Consider the following 26,123-nt stretch of genomic DNA (forward strand, 5'->3'; position numbering starts at 1 on the left):
CGTCCGGGGCGCGCATCAGTGGGAGAACGCCTGGCGTGGGCGCGCTTCCACCCAAGACTCCGGCATGTCGTTCAGCACCGCGCGCGCGTCCAGTGAACGGATCGGCACCGACTGGTCCGCCGGAATCCGCCCCTCGCCTTGCAGCTTCAGGTAGCGCAGGCAGCACACCCGCAGGAAGGAAGAGAAGTTGCCCGCTACTGCCTCGCTGCCGCGGTAAGCGGTCAGTTCGTCATGCAGTCTTGCGATCAGCTGGTTGACGGTCATGCCGTCGCGCGTGGCCAGTTCTTCCAGCACTTCCCAGAACAGGCTCTCCAGGCGGATGCTGGTGGCCACGCCATGCAGCCGCAGCGATCGCGCCTGGGTCTGGTACGAGGCCGGATTGGCGCGGATAAAGATCTCACACATCGAAGCTCTCCGTGCTGCGCCGCGAGCGGCGCGAGTGCATGCGGCGCCGCCCTGTGATGGCGCGTCGCCGCGTGGCGGAAGGCTCTAATGTACGATCCGCGTGCCCAGCACCGCAAGGAACTGGGCCAGCCACGCCGGGTGCGCGGGCCAGGCCGGCGCGGTGACCAGCTTGCCGTCGGTATGCGCCTGGTCGACCGGGATATCGACATAGGTGCCGCCTGCCAGCTTGACTTCGGGCGCGCACGCAGGGTAGGCCGAACAGCCCTTGCCCTCCAGCACGCCGGCGGCGGCCAGCAGCTGGGCGCCGTGGCAGACCGCGGCGATCGGCTTGTCGGCCTGGGCGAAGTGGCGCACGATCTCCAGCACGCGGGCGTTCAGGCGCAGGTATTCGGGCGCGCGGCCGCCGGGGATCACCAGCGCGTCGTATGCGGCCGGGTCGATCTCGGCAAAGCTGGCGTTCAGCGTGAAATTATGGCCGCGCTTTTCGGTGTAGGTCTGGTCGCCCTCGAAGTCGTGGATCGCCGTGGCGCAGGCGGCGCCTGCCTTCTTGTCGGGACAGACGGCGTGGACGGTGTGGCCGACCATCTGCAGTGCCTGGAACGGCACCATGGTCTCGTAGTCTTCGGCGTAGTCGCCGACCAGCATCAGTATCTTCTTCGCCATCACGGTCTCCTGTATGGTTACGGGTGTCCGGCGGCAGCCGGCAGGGCTATTGTGCTGGCCGGCCCGGCGGCGCGGGTGGTAGCCCGTTACCGCAGCCGGCGCGGACAGCTTTCACCGGCGCGCCAGCCGCGCTCCTGCGCTCCTGATTTTTCCAGACCCTATGGCAGATTCCATCATCCAGTCCCCCGACCTCGGCGACGTCACCGGCTACCTGCGCGACCGCATCCGCACCGTGCCGGACTGGCCCATGCCGGGCGTGATGTTCCGCGACATCACGCCGCTGTTGCAGGACCCCAAGACGCTGCGCGTGCTGATCGACGTCTTCGTGCACCGCTACATGGACGCCGAACTGGACCTCGTCGCCGGCATCGACGCGCGCGGTTTTATCCTGGGCGCGATCGTCGCGTACGAACTGAACCTGGGCTTCGTGCCGATCCGCAAGAAGGGCAAGCTGCCGTTCCAGACGGTGGCCGAGGAATACGAGCTGGAGTACGGCAGTGCGACCGTCGAGATTCATGCCGATGCCTGCAAGGCCGGCGACCGTGTGCTGCTGGTCGACGACCTGATAGCGACCGGCGGCACCATGATGGCGGGACGCAAGCTGCTGGAGCGGCTGGGCGCCACGGTCGTGGAGGGCGCCGCGATCGTCGACCTGCCGGAACTGGGCGGCTCCAAGCTGCTGCAGAACGGCGGGCTGCCGCTGTTCACGGTGTGCCGCTTCGACGGGCACTGATCCACGCTCACTGACGCAACGCCACCAAGATCGACACGGAGCCCTTATGCCAGATCTGCTGCTGTTTCTGCTGACCTCGGTCGCAGTCACCATCGCGCCCGGACCCGACAACCTGCAGGTGCTCGCGCGCGGCATGGCGCAGGGGCGGCGCGCGGGGCTGGTGGCGGCGCTGGGATTCTCGGTCGGCTGCCTGTTCCATACCGTGATCGCGGCGGTCGGGCTGGCGGCGGTGTTGCGCTCTTCGCCGCTCGCGTTCCAGCTGATCAAGTATGCCGGCGCCGCCTACCTGATCTGGATCGGCATCCAGGCGCTGCGCGCCAGGGGCGGGCTGGCGCAGGGCGGCGACGTCGACGCGGTGCCGCTGGGCCGCGTGTTCCGCCAGAGCGTGCTTGGCAACATGATGAACCCCAAGGTGACGCTGTTCTTCCTGGTGTTCCTGCCGCAGTTCGTGCGCACCGATGCCGCGCATCCCGGGCTGCAGTTCCTGCTGCTGGGCGTGATCTTCATGCTGCAGACCGCGGTGGTGTTCTCGCTGTTCGGCTTGTGCGCGGCCTGGCTGGGCGCATGGCTGAGGCGCCGTCCGGCCACGGGACGCTGGCTCGACCGTGCCGCGGGAGCGATCTTCGTCGGGCTGGGGATCAAGGTCGCGCTGCCCTGAGGGCAGCCGCGGCCGTGCCGCGGCATGTGTTGCCTGTTGCCCCCACCCCTTGCCCTGTGCCGTTGCCGCTGCCCCATGGCGGGCGCATAATGCCTCATTGACAACTACACGATGACCGGGCAGGGCCGCCTCCGGCAGTAATTCGGCACCGGTCACACTGAGGCGCACAATGGGCGTACTTCTTCATCTGCTCTCGGGCGTTGCCCTGCTTGTTTGGGGCACCAACATCGTCAAGGTCGGCATCCTGCGCGTCTACGGCGCCAACCTGCGCCATGTGTTGTCGACCAGCGTCTCCAACCGCTTCACCGCCTTCCTGGCCGGGCTCGGGGTCACCGGGCTGGTCCAGAGCAGCAACGCCACCGCGGTCATCGTCAGTTCCTTCGTCGGCCAGGGCCTGATCGCCGTGGCGCCGGCGCTGGCGATCATGCTCGGCGCCAACGTCGGCACCGCGCTGATGGTGCAGGTGTTTTCGCTCGACCTGTCGTGGCTGTCGCCGCTGCTGATCTTCGTCGGCGTGATCGTCCACCTGACCTGGAAGGGCAACAAGCCCGGCCACGTCGGGCGCGTGCTGATCGGGCTGGGCCTGATCACGCTGGCGCTGGAGCTGATCTCCATTGCCACGCGCCCGGTGGTGCAGGCCGCCGGGGTCAAGGTGCTGTTCGCCTCGCTGACCGGCGACTCCGGGCTCGACATGCTGGTGGGCGCGTTCCTGACCATCCTGTGCTATTCCAGCCTGGCCGTGGTGCTGTTCTGCGGCGCGCTGGCCTCGGCCGGCGTGGTGTCGATCCACGTGGCGCTGGCGCTGGTGCTGGGCGCCAACCTGGGCTCGGGCATCTCCGCGCTGCTGACTACTTCGGGCAACAACCAGCCGGGCAAGCGCGTGACGCTGGGCAACCTGCTGTCGCGCCTGCTGGGCTGCCTCATCGCACTGCCGCTGCTGACCGAGGCGGGGGAGCTGCTGGCGCTGATCGACAACGAGCCGCAACGGCTGGTCGTCAATTTCCACCTGCTGTTCAACGTGGCGCTGGCGATGCTGCTGCTGGGAGCCACCGCGCCGCTGGCGCGCCTGTGCGAGAAGGTGCTGCCCGGACGCAATACCGGCGACAGCCAGGTCACGCCGCGCCATCTCGATGCGGCCGCGCTGTCAACGCCCACGCTGGCGCTGTCCAATGCCGCGCGCGAGGTGCTGCGCATCGGCGACCGCGTCGAGCAGATGCTCGACAACATGCTGCGCGTGATGCGCACCAATGACGCCAAGCTGGCCACCGCCACCTGCCGCATCGACAACGAGGTCGACGACCTCTACACCGCGATCAAGCTCTACCTGACCCGCATCAGCCTCGAAGCGCTGGATGAGCGCGACGGGCAGCGCTGGACCGAAATCATCTCGCTGACCATCAACCTTGAGCATGCCGGCGACATCATCGAGCGCATCCTGCTCGATACCAAGGACAAGAAGATCGCGCACAACCTGATGTTCTCCGAAGCGGGCATGGAGGAAATCGCCGAAATGCATGCACGGCTGGTGGCCAACCTGCGGCTGGGTTTGTCGGTGTTCCTCAACGGTGACCTGAAGAGCGCGCAGGCGCTGATGGCGGAGAAGGCCAACTTCCGCGAGCTGGAGCGCAAGTACGCGCGCACCCACCTGCAGCGCGTGGCGGTGCAGACAGCAGAAAGCGTCGAGACCAGTTCGCTGCATCTCGATGTGATCAGCGAGCTGAAGCGGCTGAATTCGCTGTTCTGCGCGACGGCCTATCCGGTGCTGGAGCAGGCCGGCGTGCTGAACCGCAGCCGGATGAAGGAAGACGATGTGCCGCCGGTCACGCGCGTGCAGGCGGCGCAGCACTGAGCGGCACGGCTACAGCTTGTAGCCGAACTTGCGCAACAGCGCTTTCCGCTCCGCCACATCCGCCTCGGTTTCTATACCCAGCGGCGAGGCGCCGTCGATCACGCCCACCACGCCGCGGCCGGCATCGGTCTGCGCGACGATCACCTGCGTCGGGTTCGCGGTCGCGCAGTAGATCCGGCACACCTCCGGCACCGCGCGCACCGCGCCCAGCACGTTCACCGGAAAGAACCCGTCTCCCAGGAAGATCAGGAAGCTGTGCCCCGCGCCGATAGCGCGCGCATTCTCGCAGGCCATGTCGATCAGGTGCTCGTCGGTGCCCGACCAGCGCACCAGCCGCTTGCCCGAGGCCTCGCAGAATGCCAACCCGAAGCGGATGCCGGGCACCGTGCCCACCAGTGCCTCGTGCAGGTCTTCCACGGTCTTGATGAAATGCGACTGGCCGAAAATGAAGTTGGTGGCTTCCGGCTTGGTGACCGGTACGACCGTCAGTTCCATGGCGGGGCTCCTGTGCGATGCGTGTCGCCGTCCGGTTCATGGTAGGGCGCGAGGTGGTGAAAGCAAGCCGGCGCCTGCTATACCGGAAGGGTTGACCCACCACCGGAGCAGCCGATGCCTGCCCTTGGCCGCTTGCTTGCCCTGCTTGCCGTAGTCGCCATGGTTCCCACGCTTGCCGCCGCGCAGGTCGGTCCGGCATCACAGCACGAGATCTCCGTGCGCGAGCTGCAGCGCCCGAATGTCCTGGTGGTGCTGCGCCATGCCAGCGCGCCGGGCGTGGGCGACCCGCCCGGGTTCCGGCTGGCCGATTGCGCCACCCAGCGCAATCTCGATGCGCGCGGACGCGAGCAGGCAGCGCGGCTGGGGACGAGCTGGAAGGCGGCCGGCTTCAGGCCGACTCAGGTGTGGAGCAGCGCGTGGTGCCGCTGCCAGGACACGGCGCGGCTGATCGGCCTGGGGCCGGTACAGGTGCAGCCGCTGCTCAATTCGTTCTTCGGGGCGGATGCGCCGCGCCGCGACGCGCAGGTCGCGCAGCTGTCGCGCCTGATCGACGGGCTCGACCCGCGGGGCGGGCCCTACCTGATGGTCACGCACCAGGTGGTGATCAGCGCGCTGACCGGCCATGGGGCCGACAGCGGTGGCGGCGTGGCGATCGAGTTGCCGCAGGGCGGCACGGCGCGGCGCATGCGCGTGCTGCCAGCCGCCGGAGTCGACTGAGCCACGACCAGTCGGCAGGTCAGCCGCGCTTGAGCAGCGGCGCCAGGTACTTGCCGGTGAAGCTGGCCTTGCTCTTCGCCACCGCCTCCGGCGTGCCCCGCGCGATCACCTGGCCGCCGCCGGCGCCGCCCTCCGGGCCCATGTCGATCAGCCAGTCGGCGGTCTTGATGACGTCCAGGTTGTGCTCGATGATGACCACGGTATTGCCCTGGTCGCGCAGCTTGTGGATGACCTTGAGCAGCAGCTCGATATCGTGGAAGTGCAGGCCCGTGGTGGGCTCGTCCAGGATATAGAGCGTGCGCCCGGTGTCGCGCTTGGACAGCTCCAGCGACAGCTTGACGCGCTGCGCCTCGCCGCCCGACAGCGTGGTCGCCGACTGCCCCAGCCGGATATAGCCCAGGCCCACGTCCAGCAGCGTCTGCAGCTTGCGCCGCACCACCGGCACCGCGCTGAAGAACTCATGCGCCTGCTCGACGGTCAGGTCCAGCACCTCGGAGATGTTCCTGCCCTTGTACAGCACCTCCAGCGTCTCGCGGTTGTAGCGCTTGCCGTGGCAGACGTCGCAGGGCACGTAGACGTCAGGCAGGAAGTGCATCTCGACCTTGAGCACGCCATCGCCCTGGCATGACTCGCAGCGCCCGCCCTTGACGTTGAACGAGAAGCGGCCCGGATCGTATCCGCGCTCCTTGGCCGAGGGCACGCCGGCGAACAGCTCGCGGATCGGCGTGAACAGGCCGGTGTAGGTGGCCGGGTTGGAGCGCGGCGTGCGGCCGATCGGGCTCTGGTCGACGTTGATGACCTTGTCGAAATGCTCCAGCCCCTCGATGCGGTCGTGCTGCGCCGGCTCCGGCGTCGAGCCGTACAGGTGGCGCGCCACGGCGTGGTAGAGCGTGTCGTTGATCAGCGTCGACTTGCCCGAGCCGGACACGCCGGTGATGCAGGTGAGCAGGCCCACCGGCACCTCGGCGGTGACATTGCGCAGGTTGTTGCCGCTGGCGTTGACGATGCGCAGCAGCCGTTCTTCGTCCGGGGCGGCACGCTGCTTCGGCACTTCGATGCGGCGCTGGCCGGACAGGTATTGCCCGGTCAGCGAAGCCGGCGAATCCTCGATCTGCCGCGGCGTGCCCTCGGCCACGATCATGCCGCCGTGCACGCCCGCGCCCGGGCCGATATCGACCACGTAGTCGCAGGCGCGGATCATGTCCTCGTCGTGCTCGACCACCAGCACGGAGTTGCCGATATCGCGCAGGTGCTTGAGCGTGCCGATCAGCCGGTCGTTGTCGCGCTGGTGCAGGCCGATCGAAGGCTCGTCCAGCACGTACATCACGCCGGTCAGGCCCGAGCCGATCTGCGATGCCAGCCGGATCCGCTGCGCCTCGCCGCCCGACAGCGTGTCGGCGCTGCGCTCCAGCGACAGGTAGTCCAGCCCTACGTTATTGAGGAAGTTCAGCCGCGCGGTGATTTCCTTGACGATCTTGTCGGCGATCTCGCGCTTGGCGCCGTGCATGTCCAGCGTCAGGAAGTACGTCAGCGTGTCGCGCAGCGGCCAGCCGTTGATCTCATAGATCGCGCGCGCCTGCTCGTTCTCGCCCAGCTTGACGTGGCGCGCCTCGGTACGCAGCCGCGTGCCGTGGCAGGCGGGGCAGGGCTGGTTGTTCTGGTACTTGGCCAGCTCTTCGCGCACGGCGACGGAATCGGTCTCGCGGTAGCGGCGTTCCAGGTTGGGGATGATCCCCTCGAACACGTGCGCTCGCACCGTGGTGCGGCCGCGCTCGTTGATGTAGGTGAACGGGATCTCCTGCTCGCCCGAGCCGTGCAGCACCACTTGCTGCACGTTCTCCGGCAATTCTTCGAACGCTGTCTCGGTATCGAAGTCGTAGAACGCCGCCAGGCTCTGCAGCATCTGGAAGTAGAACTGGTTGCGCCGGTCCCAGCCCTTGATCGCGCCCGAGGCCAGCGACAGGTTGGGGAAGGCCACCACCCGCTTGGGATCGAAGAAGGTGATCTGGCCCAGCCCGTCGCAGCTCGGGCACGCGCCCATCGGGTTGTTGAACGAAAACAGCCGCGGCTCCAGCTCCTGCAGCGAGTACGAGCAGATCGGGCAGGCAAAGCGCGAACTGAAGGTGTGCTCCTTGCCGCTGTCCATCTCCAGCGCCAGCGCGCGGCCGTCGGCCAGGCGCAGCGCGGTCTCGAACGATTCGGCCAGGCGCTGCTTGATGTCGGCGCGGACCTTCACGCGGTCGACCACCACGTCGATGCTGTGCTTCTCGGTCTTCTTCAGCTTCGGCAGCTGGTCGACCTCATACACCCTGGCCTGCGCCTCGTGCGCGGTGCCGCCGCCCGAGCGGATGCGGAAGCGCACGAAGCCCTGCGCCTGCATGCTGTCGAACAGGTCCGAGTGCTCGCCCTTGCGGTCGACCACGACCGGAGCCAGGATCATCAGCTTGGTGTCTTCCGGCAGCGCCAGCGCTGCATCCACCATCTGCGACACGCTCTGCGCCTGCAGCGGCTGGTTGTGGTCGGGGCAGTAGGGCGTGCCGGCGCGCGCGTACAGCAGGCGCAGGTAGTCGTGGATCTCGGTGACGGTGCCGACGGTCGAGCGCGGGTTGTGGCTGGTCGCCTTCTGCTCGATCGAGATCGCCGGCGACAGGCCTTCGATCAGGTCCACGTCCGGCTTTTCCATCAGCTGCAGGAACTGGCGGGCGTAGGCGGAGAGCGACTCCACGTAGCGGCGCTGGCCCTCGGCATAGAGCGTGTCGAAGGCGAGCGAAGACTTGCCCGAGCCCGACAGGCCGGTGATCACGATCAGCCGGTTGCGCGGCAGGTCGAGATTGATGTTCTTCAGGTTGTGGGTACGCGCCCCACGGATCTTGATTTCTTCCATATGCCGAAAAGTCGTCGCCAGGCAGGCCGCCCGGGCCGGGCTGGCCGAGGCTGTCTGAAGGAAAGGCAAAACCCAGTGTCAAAGTGCGCTGGCTTGCACTTCCTGCCGCTGGCGACGGCAGAATGCGCATCCGGGCACACGCCCGGGGGCTCCCTGGCAAGGCCAGGTGACCCGGGAAGCGCGAAGGAGCAAACCTGTTAATATACCCAACTTCGGTTTCCGGGGTAGCCGGCCCAGAACGGGCGCATGCCGGGAACCCCGGCGCGGAGCCGTCACCGGCCTCATTTCCAGGGCGACCCGGAAGGCGGGCGGACACCGGCCAGAGGCCATACCGGCCAACGCCGTCACAAAACGGCCACCCGGCAGGCCCCGCCAGCCGACCCGCTTTCCAGAGATCCTCACGATCGCAATGCCGCCGATCCAGTCTTCTTCCCCGGACGCGAGCCCTGCCGGCGCGTCCCAGGCTCCCGCCCGCGAACGCATGACGCGCACCGAGCTGCGCGCCAGCGTGTCGCTGGCCAGCATCTTTGCCCTGCGCATGCTGGGGCTGTTCCTGATCCTGCCCGTATTCGCCGAATACGCCCGCAACCTGCCCGACGGGCACGACGCCCAGCGCGTCGGCCTGGCCATGGGCATCTATGGCCTGATGCAGGCCTTCCTGCATATCCCGCTGGGCTGGCTGTCCGACCGTATCGGACGCAAGCCGGTGATGGTGGCCGGGCTGCTGCTGTTCATCGCCGGCGGCCTGGTGGCGGCTTTCTCCGATACTCTGACGGGCATCATCGCCGGCCGCGCGCTGCAGGGCATGGGCGCGATCTCGGCGGCCATCACCGCCTGCATCGCCGACCTCACGCGCGAGCGCCATCGCACCAAGGCGATGGCGATGGTCGGCGGCAGCATCGGCCTGACCTTTGCGCTGTCGCTGGTGATTGCCTCGCCGCTGCTGCACAGCATCGGCATGCCGGGCATCTTCAGCCTGATGTCGGTGCTGGGGCTGGTGGCCATCGGCGTGACGCTGTTCCTGGTCCCGACGCCGCCCGCGCCCCACCCGGTGCGGCTGCCCTTTCGCAAGGTGCTGCTCAACGCCGACCTGGCGCGGCTGAATGTCGGCGTGCTGGCGCTCCATGCATCGCAGGTGGCCATGTTCATGGTGGTGCCGGCGATGCTGACCGATGCCGGCATGCCGCTCGACCAGCACTGGAAGGTCTATCTGCCGGTGGTGCTGGTGTCGTTCGTGCTGATGCTGGGCCCGATGATGGCGGCCGAGCGCTACGGCCGTGTACGTCCGGTGCTGCTGGGCGCGGTGGCGCTGATGACCGCGGTGCAGCTGCTGTTCGCAGCGGTGCACGGCCTGTGGGCCATCGTCGGCGTGCTTTTGCTGTTCTTTGTCGCGTTCAACGTGCTGGAGGCGATGCAGCCCTCGCTGGTGTCGCGCTACGCCGCGGCCGCGCGCGGCGCGGCACTCGGCGTGTACAACACCACGCAGGCGCTGGGCCTGTTCCTGGGCGGCGCCGTCGGCGGCTGGCTGCTCAAGCACGAGGGCCGCAGCGCGGTGTTCGTCGGCTGCGCGGCCGTGCTGCTGCTCTGGCTTATAATCGCCTGGAGCATGAAGGCACCCCCCGCCCGCGGGCAGGAGGCCGCACCTGCGCAGGCTGCATGAAGTTGCCCTGGCATCGCATCAATCCGTAACGCTTTCCGGGCCGAAAATGGCCTAGCATGATCGCGCCACCCGACACCGGCCGGGCGGCGCGATGTTCGTTTACGTTGCTTGCGCCCGTTGCTGCGCCGCAGTGACGGCGCAGTGCCGAACCAGGCAACCGGCCACGGTAGCCGCCGGCGCAGTATCGGATCACACTTGCAGTCAGCTTCACCCTCATCGTATTGCCACCGTATTGCCACGCTTTTCAACACAGCGCGTGGCTTTTGGAGAACATTCACATGGCCTCGGTCAACAAAGTCATTCTCGTCGGCAACCTCGGCGCCGACCCCGAAACCCGCTACATGCCCAGCGGCGATGCCGTCACCAACCTTCGCCTGGCGACCACCGATCGCTACAAGGACAAGCAGTCCGGCGAGATGAAGGAAGCCACCGAGTGGCACCGCGTTTCGATGTTCGGCAAGCTGGCCGAAATCGCCGGCCAGTACCTGCGCAAGGGTTCGTCGGTCTATATCGAAGGCCGCATCCGCACGCGCAAGTGGCAGGACCAGTCCGGCCAGGACAAGTACTCGACCGAAATCGTTGCCGACCAGATGCAGATGCTGGGCTCGCGCCAGGGCGGCGGCGGTGGCGATGAAGGCGGCTATGGCGGCGGTGGTGGCGGTGGCGGTGGCTACAGCCGTGAAGCGCAAGGTGGTGGTGGTGGCTACGGCGGCGGCCGTGGTGGCCAGGGCGGCCAGGGCGGCCAGGGCGGCCAGGGCGGCGGCCAGGGTGGTGGCGGCGCGCGTCGCCCGCAGCAGGCACCGTCGAACGGTTTCGAGGATATGGACGACGACATTCCGTTCTGATCTCGTGTAACCGGACTCCGAGAAGATCAACCCCGCCTCTGCGCGGGGTTTTTTTATATCCGCAGACGTCTCCCTGCGCTGGCCATGCCGGCGTGTTTTTTATACGTTTTTTACGCCGATCCGCTTCCTTTCTACCCGGCTTTTACGGCGCAGTCGGTAAGCTGCATGCCGGGCCTCACTCAAGGATGCCAGCCGTGACCGGCCGCACTGCGCCAGCCAGGCGCCGATGCGGCGCTTCGGGCAGGCGGTTCTGCTAGCATGGGGCGCGAGCTTTCCCATGCCTGATACCGAACTCCGCGCCGCCGGCGCACGCCCCGATCCCGATGCCCTGCTCAGACAGGTGCAGGCCGAAACGGCACGGGCCGCGCGCGGCAAGCTCCGGGTCTACTTCGGCGCATCGGCGGGTGTCGGCAAGACCTTTGCCATGCTTGCCGCGGCGCGCGCGGCGGCGGCGCAAGGCGTCGACGTCGTCATCGGCGTGGTCGAGACCCACGGCCGCGCGGAAACCGAAGCGCTGGTCGACGGCATCGAGCGCCTGCCGATGAAGGCGGTGCCGTACCGCGAGCGCGTGCTGAGCGAGTTCGACCTCGACGCGGCGCTGGCGCGCCGTCCCGCGCTGGTGCTGGTCGACGAACTGGCGCATTCGAACGCGCCGGGCAGCCGCCATCCCAAGCGCTGGCAGGACATCCAGGAGCTGCAGGCGGCCGGCATCGACGTGTGGACCACGGTCAATGTGCAGCACCTCGAGAGCCTGAACGAGGCCGTCGGCGGCATCACCGGCATCCGCGTGTGGGAGACCGTGCCCGACACGGTCTTCGACGGCGCCGACGAGGTCGTGCTGGTCGACCTGCCGGCCGATGAACTGCTGCGCCGGCTGAAGGAGGGCAAGGTCTACCTGCCCGAGCAGGCGCGGCATGCGGCGCGCAACTTCTTCCGCAAGGGCAACCTGATCGCGCTGCGCGAACTGGCGCTGCGCCGCACCGCTGACCGCATCGACGACGATATGCGCGCCTGGCGCCAGTCCGAAGCCGTGCAGGCGGTGTGGCGCACGCGCGAGGCGGTGCTTGCCTGCATCGGCAGCGGCGACGATGCGGAGCAGGTGGTGCGCAGCGCGCGCCGGCTCGCCGGGCAGCTCGATTGCGACTGGCACGTGGTGACGGTGGCGAAGCCCCGGCTCGCACCCCGTTCCGAAGCCGCGCGGCTGCGCCTGCAGGCGGCAATGCGTCTAGCCGAGGAACTGGGCGCGCGGACCGAGACACTGGCCGGCAACGACATGGTGCTGGCGGTGGCCGGATACGTGCGGCGCCATAACCTGACCAAGGTCGTGCTCGGCCGCGCGCCGGCGGACTGGCGCCACGGCGGCTCGCTGGTGGAGCGCGCGCGCACGCTGCTGGGGCTGGCACTGGCGCCGTTCGTCAGTGGGCCAGGCTGGCTACCCGGCCGCCGCGCCAGCTTTGCCGATGCGCTGGCGCGCGGCTGCCCCGAGATCGATATCATCCGCGTGGCCGCCGTCATGACGCGCGCCGACCTGCGTCCGCGCCATGCCGCCGACGACACGGCAACCACGGCAAGCACCGAAGGCGCCAGGCGCAAGGACTACGCCTGGGCCGTGGTCTGGTGCGCGGGCGCGACGCTGCTGTCGGCGCTGGCGCTGCCGTGGTTCGACGTGGTCAATATCGTCATGCTCTTCCTGGTGGCGGTGGTCGGCGTGGCGCTGCGCCATGGCCGCGGGCCGGCGGCGCTGGCGTCGGTGCTGGCGGTGGCGGCGTTCGATTTCTTCTTCGTGCCGCCACGGTTGTCGTTCGCCGTCAGCGACGTGCAGTACCTGCTGACCTTCCTGGTGCTGCTGTCGGTGGGTCTGGTGATCGGCCAGCTTACGGCCGGGCTGCGCGAGCAGGCGCGGCTGGCGGTGCAGCGCGAAGAGGATGCGCGCACGCTGTACGAGCTGGCGCGCGAGCTGTCGGCGGCATTGCAGTCCGAACAGATCGTCGCGATCGGCAGCCGCTTCCTGCGCGCCGCCTTCGATGCCAGTTCGGCCTTCTTCCTGGTCTCGGCGGATGGGCGGCTGCTGCCGCCGGTGTCGGATGACGGCCCGGCGCGCAGCATGGGAGACAGCACCGGCCACACCGACTCGATCGACCGCGTGCTTGCCGAATGGGTGTTCCACCATGGCCAGCCGGCAGGCACCGGCACCGACACGCTGCCGGGCAGCACGGTGCTGTACCTGCCGCTGAAGGCGCCGATGCGCACCCGCGGCGTGCTCGCCATAGAGCCTGCGGTGCCGCACGCGTTCGCGCAGCCAGCGCTACGACGCCAGGCCGACGTGTTCTGCACGCTGATCGCGATCGCGATCGAGCGGCTGCACTATGTCGAGGTGGCACAGCAGGCGCTGTTGTCGATGGAATCGGAGCGCCTGCGCAGCTCGCTGCTGGCCGCGGTCTCGCATGACCTGCGCACGCCTCTGACCAGCCTGATCGGCATGGCGGAAACCATGCAGCGCGGCACGCCGCCGCTGGCCCCGCCACTGGACGAAACCGTCGCCGCGATGCTGGAGCAGGCGCGCCGCATGCGGACCATGGTAGTCAACCTGCTCGACATGGCCAGGCTGCAGGGCCGCGACGTGCGCATCAGGCAAGAGTGGCAGTCGATCGAGGAACTGGCCGGCGCGAGCGTGGCGGCGATGCGCGAAGCGCTGGCGCGCCACCGCGTTGTCGTGGCCAACCTGTCGCAAGTGCCGCTGGTGGAGTGCGATGCCGTACTGGTCGAGCGCGTGCTGTGCAACCTGCTGGAGAATGCCGCCAAGTACACCCCGCCAGGCACCGAAATCCGGTTGTCCGCCATGGCTGCGGGCGACGAGGTTTGGGTCGTGGTCGAAGACGACGGCCCGGGCGTGCCGCGCGGCAGGGAGCGGCAGATCTTCGAGAAATTCACGCGCGGCGAACGCGAGTCCGCGACCGCGGGTGTCGGGTTGGGTCTGGCCGTATGCGAGGCCATTATGCAGGCGCACGGCGGCCGCATCTGGGTGGAGCCGGCGCAGCGGCAGGATCAGCCAGCGCATCCCGACGACGGCACCGGCGCGCGCTTCACGATCGCGTTGCCGCGCGGCAATCCGCCGGCGATCGAGCCGGAGCCGGCCGCTCTGCCCGAGCCGCCCGAGCCGTCGCCAACCAGGCAAGGAGAGGCCTAGATGCCGTTCGATTTTTCGCCAACGATCCTGCTCGTCGAGGACGAACCGCATATCCGCCGCTTTGTCCGCCTGACGCTGGAGGCCCAGGGCTGCACGGTGCACGAGGCCGAGTCGCTCAAGCGCGGCCTGATCGAGGCCGGCACGCGGCAGCCCGACCTGGTCATCCTCGACCTCGGCCTGCCGGACGGCGACGGGCTCAAGCTGATCGGCGAGGTGCGAACGTGGACCGCCGTGCCGATCCTGGTGCTGTCCGCGCGCAGCGGCGAAGCCGACAAGGTCGGCGCGCTGGATGCGGGTGCCGACGACTACCTGACCAAGCCCTTCGGCGTGGCCGAGCTGGTGGCGCGCCTGCGCGTGCTGCTGCGCCGGCATGCCCGCGCCGACGCGCACGGCTCCAGCCAGGTCACGTTCGGCGAGGTCCAGGTCGACCTTGCCAACCGCGTGGTCACGCGCGGCGGGCAGGCAGTGCACCTGACGCCGATCGAGTACCGGCTGCTGGCCGTGCTGATCGCGCATCGCGGCAAGGTCATGACGCACCGCGAACTGCTGCGCGAGGTGTGGGGGCCCGCGCAGTCGGAAAGCAGCCAGTACCTGCGCGTCTACATGGGACACCTGCGGCACAAGCTCGAAGCGGACCCGGCGCAGCCGGCCCACCTGCTGACCGAAGTGGGGCTGGGCTACCGGTTCGCCGGATAAGACGGTACTTTCAGCGGTCATCCCGCTACCACGCGCTGTCCGCGCCGCCCGGCCCGCGGGCACGGTGGCCGGCAAACCGCTCCAGCATGAAATCCACCAGTGCCCGCACCTTGTCGGGCCGGTGATTGCGCGCGGGGAACACCAGGTAGATGTCCGCCGGCGCAAGTTGCCACTGCGGCAGCACGCGGCGCAGCGCCCCGCTGCGCAGGTGCTCGGCCACGTCCCATTCGGAGCGCACCAGCACGCCCTGTCCGTCGAGCGCCCATGCCAGCGCCGATTCGCCGTCGTTGGTGCTCATGGTGCCGCGTACCTTGACCGTTTCCTGTTGCGCGCCGTTGCGCAGATGCCAGGTGCCGAAGGTCTCGTCGGCCTCGCGGATAAAGATGCAGTTGTGCCGCGCCAGCTCGCGCGGATTCGCCGGCTCGCCAGCGGCCTGCAGGTAGGACGGCGCGGCGCACAGCAGGCGGCGGTTGTTGGCGAGCAGCCGCGCGGTGAGCCGCACGTCGGGCAGCTCGCCGAAATGGATCAGCGCGTCCAGGCCCTGTTCGACCAGGTTGAGCGGCCGGTCGCTCAGGTGCAGCTGGACCTCGATCCTGGGAAACGCGCGCGCGAATGCCGACAGCGCCGGCGCGATATGGCGGCGGCCGAAGCCCAGCGTCGCGCCGATCTTCAGCAGGCCGTGCGGCGTGCTGCTGCTGCCGGCGATGGCGCGTTCCAGCGCTTCCATTTCCGCCAGGATGCGCGTGCCTTCGACCAGGTAGCTTTCGCCCTCCGGCGTCAGGCTGATGCGCCGCGTGGTCCGGTGCAGCAGCCGCACGCCCAGCCGCGCTTCCAGTGCCGCCAGCCGCTTGCTGACCGCGGGTGGCGTCACGCCGAGTTCCTGCGCTGCCGCGGCCAGGCTGCCGTGCTTGTTGATGCACTGGAAAAAGGCGAGGTCGGAAAAGTTGTCCATTGCTGAATTGCAGGAACTAAAGAAGTAACGGAGTCTGAATTATGTTTCTCCGGGGCAATGATACGATCGTTTCCACAACAATTCATCCCACAGGAGACGCCCGTGAAACTTGTCCGCCTGACTGCCATGCTGGCCTGTGCCGCGGCTTTCACCGCCACCGCTGGCAGTGCCGCCGCCCAGTCCTATCCCCAGCGTCCGGTGCGCCTGATCGTGCCGTATGCCCCCGGCGGCAGCGCCGACATCGCCGCGCGCCTGGTCGCCGATGCCTGGGCCAGGAGCCTGGCCGGCACCATCGTGGTGGAGAACCGCGCCGGCGCAGGCGGCAACATCGGTGTCGACGCGGTCGCCAAGGCGCCCGCCGACGGCTACACCATCGGCCTGCAGACGGTGTCGCTGGCGATCAACCCCGGCCTGTTCCCGCGCATGCCGTACGACACCCTGAAGGACCTCGCGCCGATCGGCATGGTCGCCAGCTCGCAGCACGTCCTCGTGGTCAACAACAACATCCCGGCCAAGACGCTGCCGGAACTGATCGCCGCGGCGAAGGCTCAGCCGGGCAAGCTGACCTACGGCTCGGCCGGCAATGGCAGCACCTTCCATATGTCGGCGGAACTGTTCAAGTCGGTGGCCAACGTGTCCATCGTCCACGTGCCGTATCGCGGCGGCGGCCCGGCGCTGGTCGACACCATTGCCGGCCAGGTCGACATGAGCTTCCCGGTGGTGTCCGCGGCCCAGCAGCATGTGCAGGGCGGCAGGCTCAAGGCGCTCGCCGTGACCGGTTCGAAGCGCTCCGCCCAGCTGCCGAACGTGCCGACGGCGGCCGAGGCCGGTCTGCCGGGCTACAACTTCGAAACCTGGTTCATGGTGTTCGCGCCCACGGGCACGCCCAAGCCGGTCATCGACAAGCTGAACACCGCGCTGAATGCCGCGCTCGCGACGCCGGCCACGCGGGACCGCATGCTCAAGGAAGGCTTCGAGCCGACGCCGAGCACGCCCGCGGCCGCCCGCCAGCGGCTGGAAAAAGAAATGCCCGTGTGGGCCAACCTGATCAAGCAGCGCGGCATCACCGCGGAATGACCGTCATACCGTTACCAAGGCTTGTGCCATGACACCCCGCACCCTGTACCAGAAGCTGGTCGATTCCCACACCGTCGCCAGGATCGACGACGACAACGTGCTGTTGTATTGCGACCTGCACCTGATGAACGAATACACCAGCCCGCAGGCCTTTGCCGGCCTGCATGAGCAAGGGCGTGGCGTGCTGGTGCCGGGACAGAACGTGGCCGTGGTCAGCCATATCATCCCCACGCACCCCGGCGCGATCCGCGTCATTGCCGATCCGGCGTCGGCGTTGCAGGCCACCAACCTGCATGCCAACTGCGAGCGGCACGCGATCCCGCTGTTCGACACCAACGACGCGCTGCAGGGCATCGAGCACGTGGTGGCGCCCGAGCACGGCATGATCCGCCCGGGCACGGTGGTGATCTGCGGCGACAGCCACACCACCACCTACGGTGCGCTCGGCGCGCTCGGCTTCGGCATCGGCACGTCAGAGGTCGAGCACGTGCTGGCCACGCAGACGCTGGTCTACCGGATGGCAAAGACCATGCGCATCCGCGTGGACGGCAAGCTGCCGCTCGGCACCACCGCCAAGGACCTGATCCTGCGCATCATCGGCGCGATCGGCGCGCAGGGCGCGCGCGGCTACGTGGTGGAGTACTGCGGCTCGGCCATCCGCGACCTGAGCATCGAAGCCCGCTTCACGCTGTGCAACATGACGGTCGAGGCCGCCGCGCGCGGCGCGCTGATCGCGCCGGACGAGGCCGCCATCGATTACGTGCTGCGTCGCGCTCCGGATATCGATGGCCAGCAGCGCGACGCCGCGCTGCGGTACTGGCAGACGCTGCACAGCGATGCCGGCGCGCAATTCGACACGGAATACGTGTTCGACGCCAGCCAGGTCGAGCCGCACGTGACCTGGGGGACCAGCCCCGACCAGGTGCTGCCGGTGTCGGGCCAGGTACCGTTCCCGGAAGACCAGATCGATGAAGCCGAGCAGCGCTCGGTCGAGCGCGCGCTGGCCTACACGCACCTGCGGCCGGGCGCGACGCTGGCCGGCACGCCGATCCAGCACGTCTTCATCGGCTCATGCACCAACGGCCGCATCGAAGACCTGCGCGCGGTCGCGAGCGTGGTGCGCGGCAAGACCGTCGCCGCGGGGGTGCGCGCGATGGTGGTGCCGGGATCGGGCGCGGTGAAGGCACAGGCCGAGCGCGAAGGGCTGGCCGACATCCTCATCGCGGCGGGTTTCGAATGGCGCCAGCCCGGCTGCTCGATGTGCCTGGCCATGAACGACGACGTGCTCGCCGACGGCGTGCGCTGCGCTTCCACCACCAACCGCAATTTCGAAGGCCGGCAGGGTCGCGGCGCCATCACCCACCTGATGAGCCCGGCCATGGCGGCCGCGGCGGCCATTACCGGCGCGATCACCGACGTCCGCAATATGGAGCTGTCCCATGCCTGAACTTTCCTGCCTCGCCGGCAAAGCCGCCGCGATCCGTTTCGAAAACCTCGACACCGACCAGATCATTCCCAAGCAGTTCCTGCGCGGCATCGACAAGTCGGGCCTGGCCGAAGGCATTCTCTATGACCACCGGTTCGACGCCACCGGCGCGCGGCGCCCGGAATTCGTGCTGAACCGGCCGGAGTACGCCGGCACCAGCATCCTGGTCGGCGGCGCCAACTTCGGCTGCGGCTCCAGCCGCGAGCATGCCGTGTGGGGCCTGCAGCAGTTCGGGATCCGCGCCGTGATCGCGCCCAGCTTCGGGGAGATCTTCTACTCGAACGCGATGAACAACCGGCTGCTGCTGGTGATGCTGCCGCGCGAGGTGATCGAGCGCCTGATGGACGCGGTCGATGCCGACAGCGCCAATGAGATCCGCATCGACGTCGAAGCGATGCAGGTGCGCACGCCGGCGGGCGACTTCCCGTTCGAGCTCTCGGCGCGGCATCGCCGCATGTTCCTGGAGGGACTCGACATGATCGGCCTGTCGCTGAAGCAGCGCGCCGAGATCGAGCAGTTTGCGCGCCGCTACTGGGATGCGTTCCCGTGGGCGAAGGATGTGGCCCGGCGCACGCGGGACAGGCTGGGCACGACCTGATCGATGACCTGAGCCGGACCGCGCGCCTTCCCGCGTTTCGGAAATCGAGCAAGCCGGATTTCATGCGCCCGCGGCCGCGCATGGCTATGCTTGGCATATCTCCGCCAGCCCCAGGCAGGCAGCTCCGGAGGACAATGCCATGACGACGAACGACGACAGCGCGGGCCCGGTGCCGGCCGACGCGGCCCGGACCGCCCGAACTGTAAATGCGCGCCTGCTGGCCGCGATGAGCCACGAGATCCGCACGCCGCTGTACGGCATGCTCGGCACGCTGGAACTGCTGTCGATGAGCGGGCTGGAGGTGGCGCAGCGCCGGCAGGTGGCGACCATCACCGAGTCATCGCGTGTGCTGCTGCAGATGCTCGATCACGTGCTCGACTTCTCGCGCATCGAAGCCGGCGAACTGCGGCTGGACGCGGTGCCGTTCGATCCGGTGGCGCTGGCCGAAACCGTGGCGCGCGCGCAGGAGCCGCTCGCCATGCGCAAAGGTGTGGCCCTGGACTGCGACCTGCAGCCGGGCGTGCCGTGGCTGCTGGGCGATCCGCTGCGCGTGCGGCAGGTGCTGGCCAACCTGTTGCGCAATGCGATCAAGTTCACCGCGCAGGGACGCGTCACGCTGCGCCTGTGGCAGGAACCGCATCCCTCCGCGGACCGCGTCGGGCTGATGCTGGAAGTGGCCGACACCGGCCCTGGCATCGATGGCGCGCTGCTGCCGCACCTGTTCGAGCCCTTCATGCAGGGCGAAGCCACGCGCGCGGACGAGCTCGGCGGCGCGGGGCTCGGGCTGGCCATCTGCAGGAAGCTGGCCCGGCTGATGGGCGGCGACATCACCGCTGACAGCGCGCCGGGCCAGGGCAGCCGCTTTACCGTTGCGCTGCAGTTGCCTGCCACCACCTCACGGCCATTGCGCGGCGCCGCCGGTGCGGATGCGGCGCCTGCGATGGCGGCGCTGCCGCAGCTCGGGCTGCGTGTGCTGGTCGTGGAGGATAATCCGCACAACCGGCTACTGCTGCGTGGCCAGCTGGAGGGGCTTGGCTGCGCAGTGCAACTTGCGAGCGACGGCGCGCAGGGGCTGGCGGCCTGCGCCGCAGGGGCCTTCGACGTCGTGCTGACCGATGTGCAGATGCCGGTCATGGATGGCTACGCGCTCAGCCGCCGGCTGCGCGCGGCGGGCAACCCGGTGCGTATCGTCGCGCTGACCGCCAACGCCGGCGCTGGCGAAGCCGGTCGCTGCCACGACGCCGGCATGGACCGCTGCCTCGTCAAGCCGGTGCTGCTGCAAGAGCTGGCGACATGCCTGCAAGCGCTGGTGGCAGGGCGCGCGCGGATGGCGCCGGTTGCCAGCGGCGACGCCGATGCCAATGCCGCGCTGCTGGCGCAGAGCGTGCATGCTGATTTCGATGCCTTGCTTGCCGCTGCCAGCCGCGGCGACCTGGGCGCGGTACAGGCCCATGCGCATCACATGCGCGGCACTCTCGCGCAGAGCGAAGCCGCGCGCGAGGCGGCCGAGGTGTGCCGCGAACTGGAGGCCGGCGCCGCGTGGGCCGTGCAGGCGGCGCAGGATCGCATCGGCGACCTCGGCCTGATCCTGGATGCCTGCTTTCCCGGCTACCGCAATTCACGCTTGTTGCCATGATCCCGGGCAGCACTGTCATCGGCGTGTGCTCGAGGGTGTGGCGCAGCGCTCGGCCAGTTGCAGCGCGGCGTCGGGTGCGGTATCGGGCGCGGTATCGGGCGCGGTATCGGGCAGCAGCACACGCGATCGCGCCGAGCAGCGCGAGCGGCAATGCCACTTGCGCGCAGGTATCGACCCGCGCACCGATGCGCGCCAGTATGCCGCGCAGCAACAGCACGCCGCTGCCCAGGTACAGCAGGCCGGTCACCGTGACCTGTCCGCCGCCGGGGCGCGGTGGCCAGACGATCTGCAGGGTGATGGCGATCGCGTACATGCAGTACGCGGCAGCCGGCAGCAGCAGGTAGTGCCGGGTGCGCTCATAGCGCCAGGCCAGCACGAAGCACAGCGAGAATGCGATGGCGATGGCGATGGCGATGGCGATGGCGATGGCGATGGCGATGGCGATGGCGATGGCGATGGCGATGGCGATGGCGGGATTGACCAGTGCCAGGAATCGACCAGCGTCTTGCAACACGAGAGTCCCCTGTTCTTGTCGTTCTCTGGCAGGGGTGTCTGCAAGCTCCGGCGAGGGCGCGCATGCGTCGCGGCATCGCGCGGCCGAAGGGCATGGCCAGGGAACATTATGGGGCGCATGGGCGCCCGGGCGGGCGCGGCGCTTGCCGTGGCCTGCTGAGTGTTTCCGTCGGGTCTCATTCTAGCCACCACCATGGCACGTGGCGCATGTCGCCCGCCGCCGCCGGGCAAACAATTGTGAACGCCAGAGCCGTGGCTGCCGGGCCACGGTTGCCACGGTTTCCCGCTTTTGTGACTAATCTGGTAGAAGCTGTCCGGATCCTCCGGCAGTTCGGTTTTCCGTACGCAAGGAGATCACGATGAATACCAAGAAAGCGATGCCGGCCCTGTTGCTGGCGGCAAGCGTGCTGGCGGCGCCGTTTGCCATGGCGCAGGGCAGTGGCCGGACTTCCACCCGGCCGATGACGGAACCCGCGGCGTCTGCGCCGGCGCCAGCCCCGCAAAGCTCCCCGTATGTGCAGGTGCAGCAATGGAAGAAGGGCGACCGCTTGCCGACCGAGTTCAGGGACCGTCAGTATGTGATCGACGATTACAAGCAATACAACCTGCCGGCGCCGCGCAAGGGCACGCGCTGGGTAGGGGTCGGCGCCGAGTATTACCTGGTCGCGCCCAATGGCGTGATCCAGCAGGTCGGGTCGGGCTCCTGACTCACATCGGCCGGGGCTTTCGCCCCTGGCCGCGCAGCAAATCCAAAGCCGTCGCGCGGGGTGCGCGGCGGCTCTTTTTTTGTGCGGCGCCCCGCTTCAGATACCAAGTATCTTCTTGGCCTCGAGCAGCGATTTCATCGATTCGTCATGCTTGCCGGCCTTGTGGTAGGCCTCGCCGTCGGCACGCAGCTTGGCCACCTTGGCGGCATCTTCGGGCGACAGCGCGGGCTTGGTCGAGAGCTTGGCATCGATCGCCTTCATTTCGTTGGGGCAGTTGTGGGCGAGAGCCAGGCCACTGGCGCCGCACAACACCAGCGCCGCGAGGATCGGAATGGATTTACGCACGTCGGCCTCCGCTTGGGAATGGTGGGATTTCCAGCATAGTGCATGGCCCGCGTGGCGAACATGCCCGCTGCCGGCTGCAGCCGATGCCGGTCCCGGCCATACCCCGGGGCAAGGGCTAAATCGGGACCCGACGTTTCCCGGATGAAATGCGCGATTCCGGTTCGCCTCAGCCGGATTTCATCCATTCGGGCGAGGCCTCAGTCTTTTGTCCCGAGCGCGCCATTGCAGTGGCAATGCGTTTGATTGTCCCGTTCGCCGACGCCCCCTGGCATGCGGCAATACGCGACGGCATGTGGTTTTCGGGAATCGGAAAATACCAGTCCGCAAATTCCGCTGGTTTAAAACGCCGCTATGTTTGAAGCCACGGGCCAGGCCGGCGCGACGATTTTCTTCATCCCTGCCGCGCGCTTCATTCCTGAATCAGCCCGTGCCAATGCACGATTCTTATAAGCCTCCGCAAAAATTAAATTCAACGCGCACGGCAAGCAGCCGGATAGCGAAATAAAAAATATACGGGGAGCTTCACCATGAAACATGACCACCTGAAACGGGCGGCCATTGCGGTCGCGTGCCTGGCGTTTGTTCTGGCCGGTTGCGGCGGTGGCGGGGATGCGGCGCCGGCCAGCAGCATCGCCCCGTCGGAAAGCGTGCCCGGCCCGGCTGGCGTCAACGGCAAGACCATCCTGTCCGGTCTCGGCGCCCCGGGCGCGAGCGTGGGCACGGACGGCGATTTCTACCTCAATCTCTCCACCTCGACGCTGTATGGGCCGAAGGCCAACGGCGAATGGCCGGCCGGTGTGCCGCTGGTCGGGCCGCAAGGCATTGCCGGCGCGCCGGGTGCTTCGCTGCTGCACGGCGCGGCGGACCCGACCGCCGCCGACGGCACCGAAGGCAGCTTCTACCTCAACACCACCACCAATACGCTGTTCGGTCCCAAGACCGGCGACAGCTGGCCGGCGGGCGTCTCGGTGGTCGGGCTGACCGGTCCGGTGGGTCCGGCCGGACCCACCGGCGCTGATGGCGCGGCTGGGGCGCAAGGGCCGCAGGGAGAGAAAGGCGAACAGGGCGAACAGGGCGACAGCGGTGCGCAAGGCCCCGAGGGGCCGCAAGGCGAGAAGGGAGATACCGGCGCACAAGGCCCGCAAGGAGACAAGGGCGAACAAGGTGAACAGGGCGAACAAGGTGAGTCTGGTACAACGATCTACACCGCCAACTTCGCTGTTTCCAAATCGTCCGGCGGCAACGGCACCTATGTCATGAACGGCAGCAGTCTCGACATGCCTAGCCACGACCCGTACTTCGGCGCGCTGATGCCGGTCGGCTGCGCGGGCGGCCTGACCATGACGGCGACCCTGGCCGGCTCGCCGGATACCGGCACGGAGTACGCCGTGACCGCCTACCGCGTGGCCAGCGGCACGGCGCTGCAGACGCTCGGTTCGGTCGCCATTACCGGGTTGTCCAGCTGCAAGCTGAGCGGCTCGGCCCGGACCTGCTCGACGCCGGCAACGGTGCCGGTGGGAGCCAATGACATCATCCAGGTCCAGGTCACCGGCAACCACACTTTCAACTGGGACGGCGGCCTGTACGTCAACCTGTCCTGCAAGACGCAGTAAGCCACGCGATTCTCCTGGCGTTCCCGTGCTGGTTTTCCCGCGCCTTCCAATGTTATGTTGGAGGGCGTCATTTTTTTGCCGTCCGGGAGCCGTACGCCTCAGCCACTCGACCGGTTGCGCATGGAAAACTCTGCCGAGAATTTTTTGCTGGCCCTGCTGTGCGCCGCGGTGCTGACCGCGACCGTGGTCGGCATCCACTATGAAGCGCTGCGCGTACTGTCGTCGCTGCATCCGCGGCGCTGGAGCGGACGCGTCAATATCGGTGTGCTGATCGTCTGCATCATCCTGGTCCACTGCCTGGAGGCGATGGTGTTCGCGTTCGGGTTCTGGTTTGCCGACAACGTGCTCGGCCTCGGCTGGCTGGCGGGATCGACCGCGCCGGGCATGCCGACCCGCCATGGCCAGCCGTCGCTGCTGGTCTATGCCTACTTTGCGCTGGAGACCTTCACCACGCAGAGCCTGGGCGACCTCTATCCGGTCGGCGCGACCCGCCTGATCGCGACCATCGAGCCGCTGGTGGGCCTGATCCTGATCGGCTGGTCCGCGTCCTTTACCTATGTGATGATGCGGCGCGACTGGCAGCTCGACGACGAAAGCGAGCACCGCGGGCGCTAGCGCGGCGCATGCCCCGGCCAGCGCCGGCACAAATGCCGGAAGTGCCGCAGATGCCGCCAGTGCCAGACCAGCCGCGAACGTTTAAGCTGGCAACTCCTTCAAATCAACGAGCACACTTCCGAGGAGCCACCATGCCGAGCCGCCAGCGCACCCTGATCCGGCTAGCCGCACTTGCCACCCTTGCCGTGGCCTGCAGCGCCCAGGCGCAGAAGCAAGACGGCCAGGGCGCCGCCGCCGCTGCCATCAACGAGGCAGTCCAGCAGGGCACCACACCCTACCGCCCCGACCCGGGCGCGACGCCGGACAGCATCCAGTCGGCGGAATGCCGCGAACTCGCCGCCCAGATCGCCACCGCGCCCAAGCGCGAGTACCGCACCACCGACTCGACTATCGAGACCGCGCAAGGGCGGCAGGTGCCCGAGCTGGAACGCGAGCGGCCGCGCAAGTCGCTGCAGCAGGCGTACCAGGAGAAGTGCACCCGCTAGCCGGCTCCACGGCGGACGGGGTGTGCCAGCGGCGTCCGCCACTCATTTCCCCGCCCATCTCCCCGCCCATCTCCCCGCCCATTTCCCGGCGCTGTCCCGCGCCGCATTCACCGCCTCCCCGGTCGTAACCATGCTGCGCCGCACAGTCTGGCGCGCTGAAGCGCCACGTTTGCGCACATCCGCCCGCTGCGCCAACAGACGTTTCCCCGTGCCCGTAAAAAATACATATGTTTCATAGTTATCCATGATGGAACACTTGTTTCTGCTTGCCTAGCATTGGCGGTGCGATGGCGCGTCGCTGATCCGCTACCCGCCAACCAGCTACTTACGCATCCAAGGAGCCAGCATGAAAGCAGCAGAAGTGACCCGTCCGCGCGGCAGTTCCGCGACCCCGCGCTGGTCTGCGGTTGCAGTGGCCGCAGCAGCAGCGCTGATGCTCTGCGGCGGCGCCGGCACGGCGCATGCCGCCGACGTCGCCGCCAGCCCGACCCTCGGGAAGATCAAGTCGTCACGCACGATCGCCATCGGCCATCGCACCTCCTCGATCCCGTTCTCGTACTACGACGCCAACCAGAAGGTGATCGGCTTCTCGCAGGACATCTGCGACCGGGTGATCGATGCGGTGAAGCGCGAGACCGGCGTGCCGGCGCTGCAGGTGCGCATGGTGCCGGTGACCTCGCAGAACCGGATCTCGCTGGTGCAGAACGGAACCGTCGACCTGGAATGCGGCGTCACCACCAACCTGAAGTCGCGCCAGCAGCAGGTAGCGTTCTCGACCACGTTCTTCGTCGCCGGCACGCGGCTGCTGGTGAAGAAAGGCAGCCCGGTGCGCGACTTCGGCGATCTTTCGGGCAAGGCGGTGGTAACCAATGCCGGCACCACGTCCGAGCGCATCCTGCGCCGGCTCAACGACGAAAAGCAGGCCAACATCACCATCCAGAGCGCCAAGGACTATGGCGAGTCGTTCCTGATCCTGCAATCAGGGCGCGTGGCCGCGTTCATGATGGACGACGTGTTGCTGTCCGGCGCGCGCACGCTGGCGCCCAACCCCGCCGACTGGACCGTGGTGGGCACGCCGCAGTCGTTCGAGGCCTATGCGTTCATGCTGCGCAAGGACGATCCCGGCTTCAAGCAGGTGGTCGACGGCGCCATCAGCGCGCTGATCCGCAGCGGCGAGATCAGCAAGCTCTACAGCAAGTGGTTTGCCGCGCCGGTGCCGCCGAAGCAGGTCAATTTCGAACTGCCGATGAGCGAGCCATTGAAGAAGGCCTACGCCAGCCCCAGCGACGAAGCCTTCGAATAAT

The 26,123-nt window shown here is 68.0% G+C and carries 25 protein-coding genes; 19 read left to right on the top strand and 6 right to left on the bottom strand.

Going from position 1 to position 26,123, the window contains the following annotated elements; genetic code table 11:
• Positions 1–15: 15 nt before the first annotated feature.
• Together J8I82_RS08925 and J8I82_RS08930 are read right to left on the bottom strand one after the other, a co-directional pair.
• A complete protein-coding gene (locus J8I82_RS08925; RefSeq protein WP_209756426.1) occupies positions 16–405 on the bottom strand; it encodes a ribbon-helix-helix domain-containing protein in 390 nt (129 codons plus the stop codon).
• Between the two features lie 84 nt (positions 406–489).
• Positions 490–1,068 carry a DJ-1/PfpI family protein gene (locus J8I82_RS08930; RefSeq protein WP_029046786.1) on the bottom strand — a complete coding sequence of 193 codons (579 nt, stop codon included), beginning with the start codon at positions 1,066–1,068 and terminating at the stop codon, positions 490–492.
• Positions 1,069–1,228: 160 nt separating this feature from the next.
• Here J8I82_RS08930 and J8I82_RS08935 point away from each other — a divergent pair, with 160 nt between their 5' ends.
• The 3 genes from J8I82_RS08935 (at position 1,229) to J8I82_RS08945 (ending at position 4,308) form a co-directional block, all read left to right on the top strand.
• A complete protein-coding gene (locus J8I82_RS08935) occupies positions 1,229–1,801 on the top strand; it encodes an adenine phosphoribosyltransferase (RefSeq protein ID WP_209756428.1) in 573 nt (190 codons plus the stop codon).
• 46 nt (positions 1,802–1,847) lie between these two features.
• Positions 1,848–2,459: a LysE family translocator gene (locus J8I82_RS08940; RefSeq protein ID WP_209756430.1), complete on the top strand. Its 612-nt coding sequence runs from the start codon at positions 1,848–1,850 to the stop codon at positions 2,457–2,459.
• Positions 2,460–2,628: 169 nt separating this feature from the next.
• On the top strand, positions 2,629–4,308 hold the full coding sequence (locus J8I82_RS08945; RefSeq protein ID WP_209756431.1) for a Na/Pi cotransporter family protein: 1,680 nt from the start codon (positions 2,629–2,631) through the stop codon (positions 4,306–4,308).
• Between the two features lie 9 nt (positions 4,309–4,317).
• On the opposite strand, the gene J8I82_RS08950 is transcribed toward J8I82_RS08945, so the two are convergent.
• The gene (locus J8I82_RS08950; protein ID WP_115679317.1) at positions 4,318–4,803 is read right to left on the bottom strand and encodes an adenosine-specific kinase; all 486 of its coding nucleotides are present in this window, start codon (positions 4,801–4,803) and stop codon (positions 4,318–4,320) included.
• Between the two features lie 114 nt (positions 4,804–4,917).
• Here J8I82_RS08950 and J8I82_RS08955 point away from each other — a divergent pair, with 114 nt between their 5' ends.
• Complete coding sequence (locus J8I82_RS08955) at positions 4,918–5,520, top strand: histidine phosphatase family protein (protein ID WP_209756432.1); 603 nt, start codon at positions 4,918–4,920, stop codon at positions 5,518–5,520.
• Between the two features lie 19 nt (positions 5,521–5,539).
• Here J8I82_RS08955 and uvrA read toward each other — a convergent pair whose 3' ends face one another.
• Positions 5,540–8,404, bottom strand: coding sequence for an excinuclease ABC subunit UvrA (gene uvrA / locus J8I82_RS08960; RefSeq protein WP_209756434.1), 2,865 nt, complete (start codon positions 8,402–8,404; stop codon positions 5,540–5,542).
• A gap of 409 nt (positions 8,405–8,813) precedes the next feature.
• On the opposite strand from uvrA, the gene J8I82_RS08965 reads away from it, so the two are divergent.
• The 4 genes from J8I82_RS08965 (at position 8,814) to kdpE (ending at position 14,792) form a co-directional block, all read left to right on the top strand.
• Positions 8,814–10,064 carry an MFS transporter gene (locus J8I82_RS08965; RefSeq protein ID WP_209756437.1) on the top strand — a complete coding sequence of 417 codons (1,251 nt, stop codon included), beginning with the start codon at positions 8,814–8,816 and terminating at the stop codon, positions 10,062–10,064.
• 278 nt (positions 10,065–10,342) lie between these two features.
• Positions 10,343–10,909 carry a single-stranded DNA-binding protein gene (locus J8I82_RS08970; RefSeq protein WP_209756439.1) on the top strand — a complete coding sequence of 189 codons (567 nt, stop codon included), beginning with the start codon at positions 10,343–10,345 and terminating at the stop codon, positions 10,907–10,909.
• Between the two features lie 277 nt (positions 10,910–11,186).
• The gene (locus tag J8I82_RS08975) at positions 11,187–14,096 is read left to right on the top strand and encodes a sensor histidine kinase (RefSeq protein ID WP_209756441.1); all 2,910 of its coding nucleotides are present in this window, start codon (positions 11,187–11,189) and stop codon (positions 14,094–14,096) included.
• Positions 14,097–14,792: a two-component system response regulator KdpE gene (gene kdpE, locus J8I82_RS08980; protein ID WP_209756443.1), complete on the top strand. Its 696-nt coding sequence runs from the start codon at positions 14,097–14,099 to the stop codon at positions 14,790–14,792. It abuts the gene before it with no gap.
• A 25-nt stretch (positions 14,793–14,817) separates the two neighbouring features.
• Here the strand turns inward: kdpE and J8I82_RS08985 are convergent, their stop codons facing one another.
• Positions 14,818–15,744: a LysR family transcriptional regulator gene (locus tag J8I82_RS08985; protein WP_209756445.1), complete on the bottom strand. Its 927-nt coding sequence runs from the start codon at positions 15,742–15,744 to the stop codon at positions 14,818–14,820.
• Between the two features lie 102 nt (positions 15,745–15,846).
• On the opposite strand from J8I82_RS08985, the gene J8I82_RS08990 reads away from it, so the two are divergent.
• The 6 genes from J8I82_RS08990 to J8I82_RS09015 all read left to right on the top strand — a co-directional run bounded on the left by J8I82_RS08990 (position 15,847) and on the right by J8I82_RS09015 (position 21,761).
• On the top strand, positions 15,847–16,821 hold the full coding sequence (locus tag J8I82_RS08990; protein ID WP_209756447.1) for a tripartite tricarboxylate transporter substrate binding protein: 975 nt from the start codon (positions 15,847–15,849) through the stop codon (positions 16,819–16,821).
• A 28-nt stretch (positions 16,822–16,849) separates the two neighbouring features.
• Positions 16,850–18,268: a 3-isopropylmalate dehydratase large subunit gene (leuC, locus tag J8I82_RS08995; RefSeq protein WP_209756449.1), complete on the top strand. Its 1,419-nt coding sequence runs from the start codon at positions 16,850–16,852 to the stop codon at positions 18,266–18,268.
• Complete coding sequence (gene leuD / locus J8I82_RS09000; RefSeq protein WP_209756451.1) at positions 18,261–18,905, top strand: 3-isopropylmalate dehydratase small subunit; 645 nt, start codon at positions 18,261–18,263, stop codon at positions 18,903–18,905. The genes leuC and leuD overlap by 8 nt, the downstream gene beginning before the upstream one ends.
• 139 nt (positions 18,906–19,044) lie before the next feature.
• Entirely contained in the window at positions 19,045–20,541 is a 1,497-nt protein-coding gene (locus J8I82_RS09005) for an ATP-binding protein (RefSeq protein ID WP_209756453.1), read from the top strand.
• A gap of 25 nt (positions 20,542–20,566) precedes the next feature.
• The gene (locus tag J8I82_RS09010; RefSeq protein WP_209756455.1) at positions 20,567–21,214 is read left to right on the top strand and encodes a hypothetical protein; all 648 of its coding nucleotides are present in this window, start codon (positions 20,567–20,569) and stop codon (positions 21,212–21,214) included.
• Positions 21,215–21,413: 199 nt separating this feature from the next.
• Entirely contained in the window at positions 21,414–21,761 is a 348-nt protein-coding gene (locus J8I82_RS09015; RefSeq protein WP_209756456.1) for an RcnB family protein, read from the top strand.
• A 96-nt stretch (positions 21,762–21,857) separates the two neighbouring features.
• Here the strand turns inward: J8I82_RS09015 and J8I82_RS09020 are convergent, their stop codons facing one another.
• Entirely contained in the window at positions 21,858–22,106 is a 249-nt protein-coding gene (locus tag J8I82_RS09020; protein WP_209756458.1) for a PA2433 domain-containing protein, read from the bottom strand.
• 146 nt (positions 22,107–22,252) lie between these two features.
• On the opposite strand from J8I82_RS09020, the gene J8I82_RS09025 reads away from it, so the two are divergent.
• The 5 genes from J8I82_RS09025 to J8I82_RS09045 all read left to right on the top strand — a co-directional run bounded on the left by J8I82_RS09025 (position 22,253) and on the right by J8I82_RS09045 (position 26,122).
• Complete coding sequence (locus tag J8I82_RS09025; RefSeq protein WP_209756461.1) at positions 22,253–22,465, top strand: hypothetical protein; 213 nt, start codon at positions 22,253–22,255, stop codon at positions 22,463–22,465.
• 168 nt (positions 22,466–22,633) lie between these two features.
• On the top strand, positions 22,634–23,719 hold the full coding sequence (locus tag J8I82_RS39060; RefSeq protein WP_209756463.1) for a collagen-like protein: 1,086 nt from the start codon (positions 22,634–22,636) through the stop codon (positions 23,717–23,719).
• Between the two features lie 120 nt (positions 23,720–23,839).
• Entirely contained in the window at positions 23,840–24,334 is a 495-nt protein-coding gene (locus J8I82_RS09035) for an ion channel (protein WP_209756465.1), read from the top strand.
• Positions 24,335–24,465: 131 nt separating this feature from the next.
• Complete coding sequence (locus J8I82_RS09040; RefSeq protein WP_209756467.1) at positions 24,466–24,819, top strand: hypothetical protein; 354 nt, start codon at positions 24,466–24,468, stop codon at positions 24,817–24,819.
• Positions 24,820–25,252: 433 nt separating this feature from the next.
• Positions 25,253–26,122 carry a transporter substrate-binding domain-containing protein gene (locus tag J8I82_RS09045; RefSeq protein ID WP_245179595.1) on the top strand — a complete coding sequence of 290 codons (870 nt, stop codon included), beginning with the start codon at positions 25,253–25,255 and terminating at the stop codon, positions 26,120–26,122.
• The last annotated feature ends 1 nt before the right edge of the window (position 26,123 follow it).

It is taken from the genome of Cupriavidus consociatus, from assembly GCF_017814975.1.
GTDB lineage: Bacteria > Pseudomonadota > Gammaproteobacteria > Burkholderiales > Burkholderiaceae > Cupriavidus > Cupriavidus consociatus.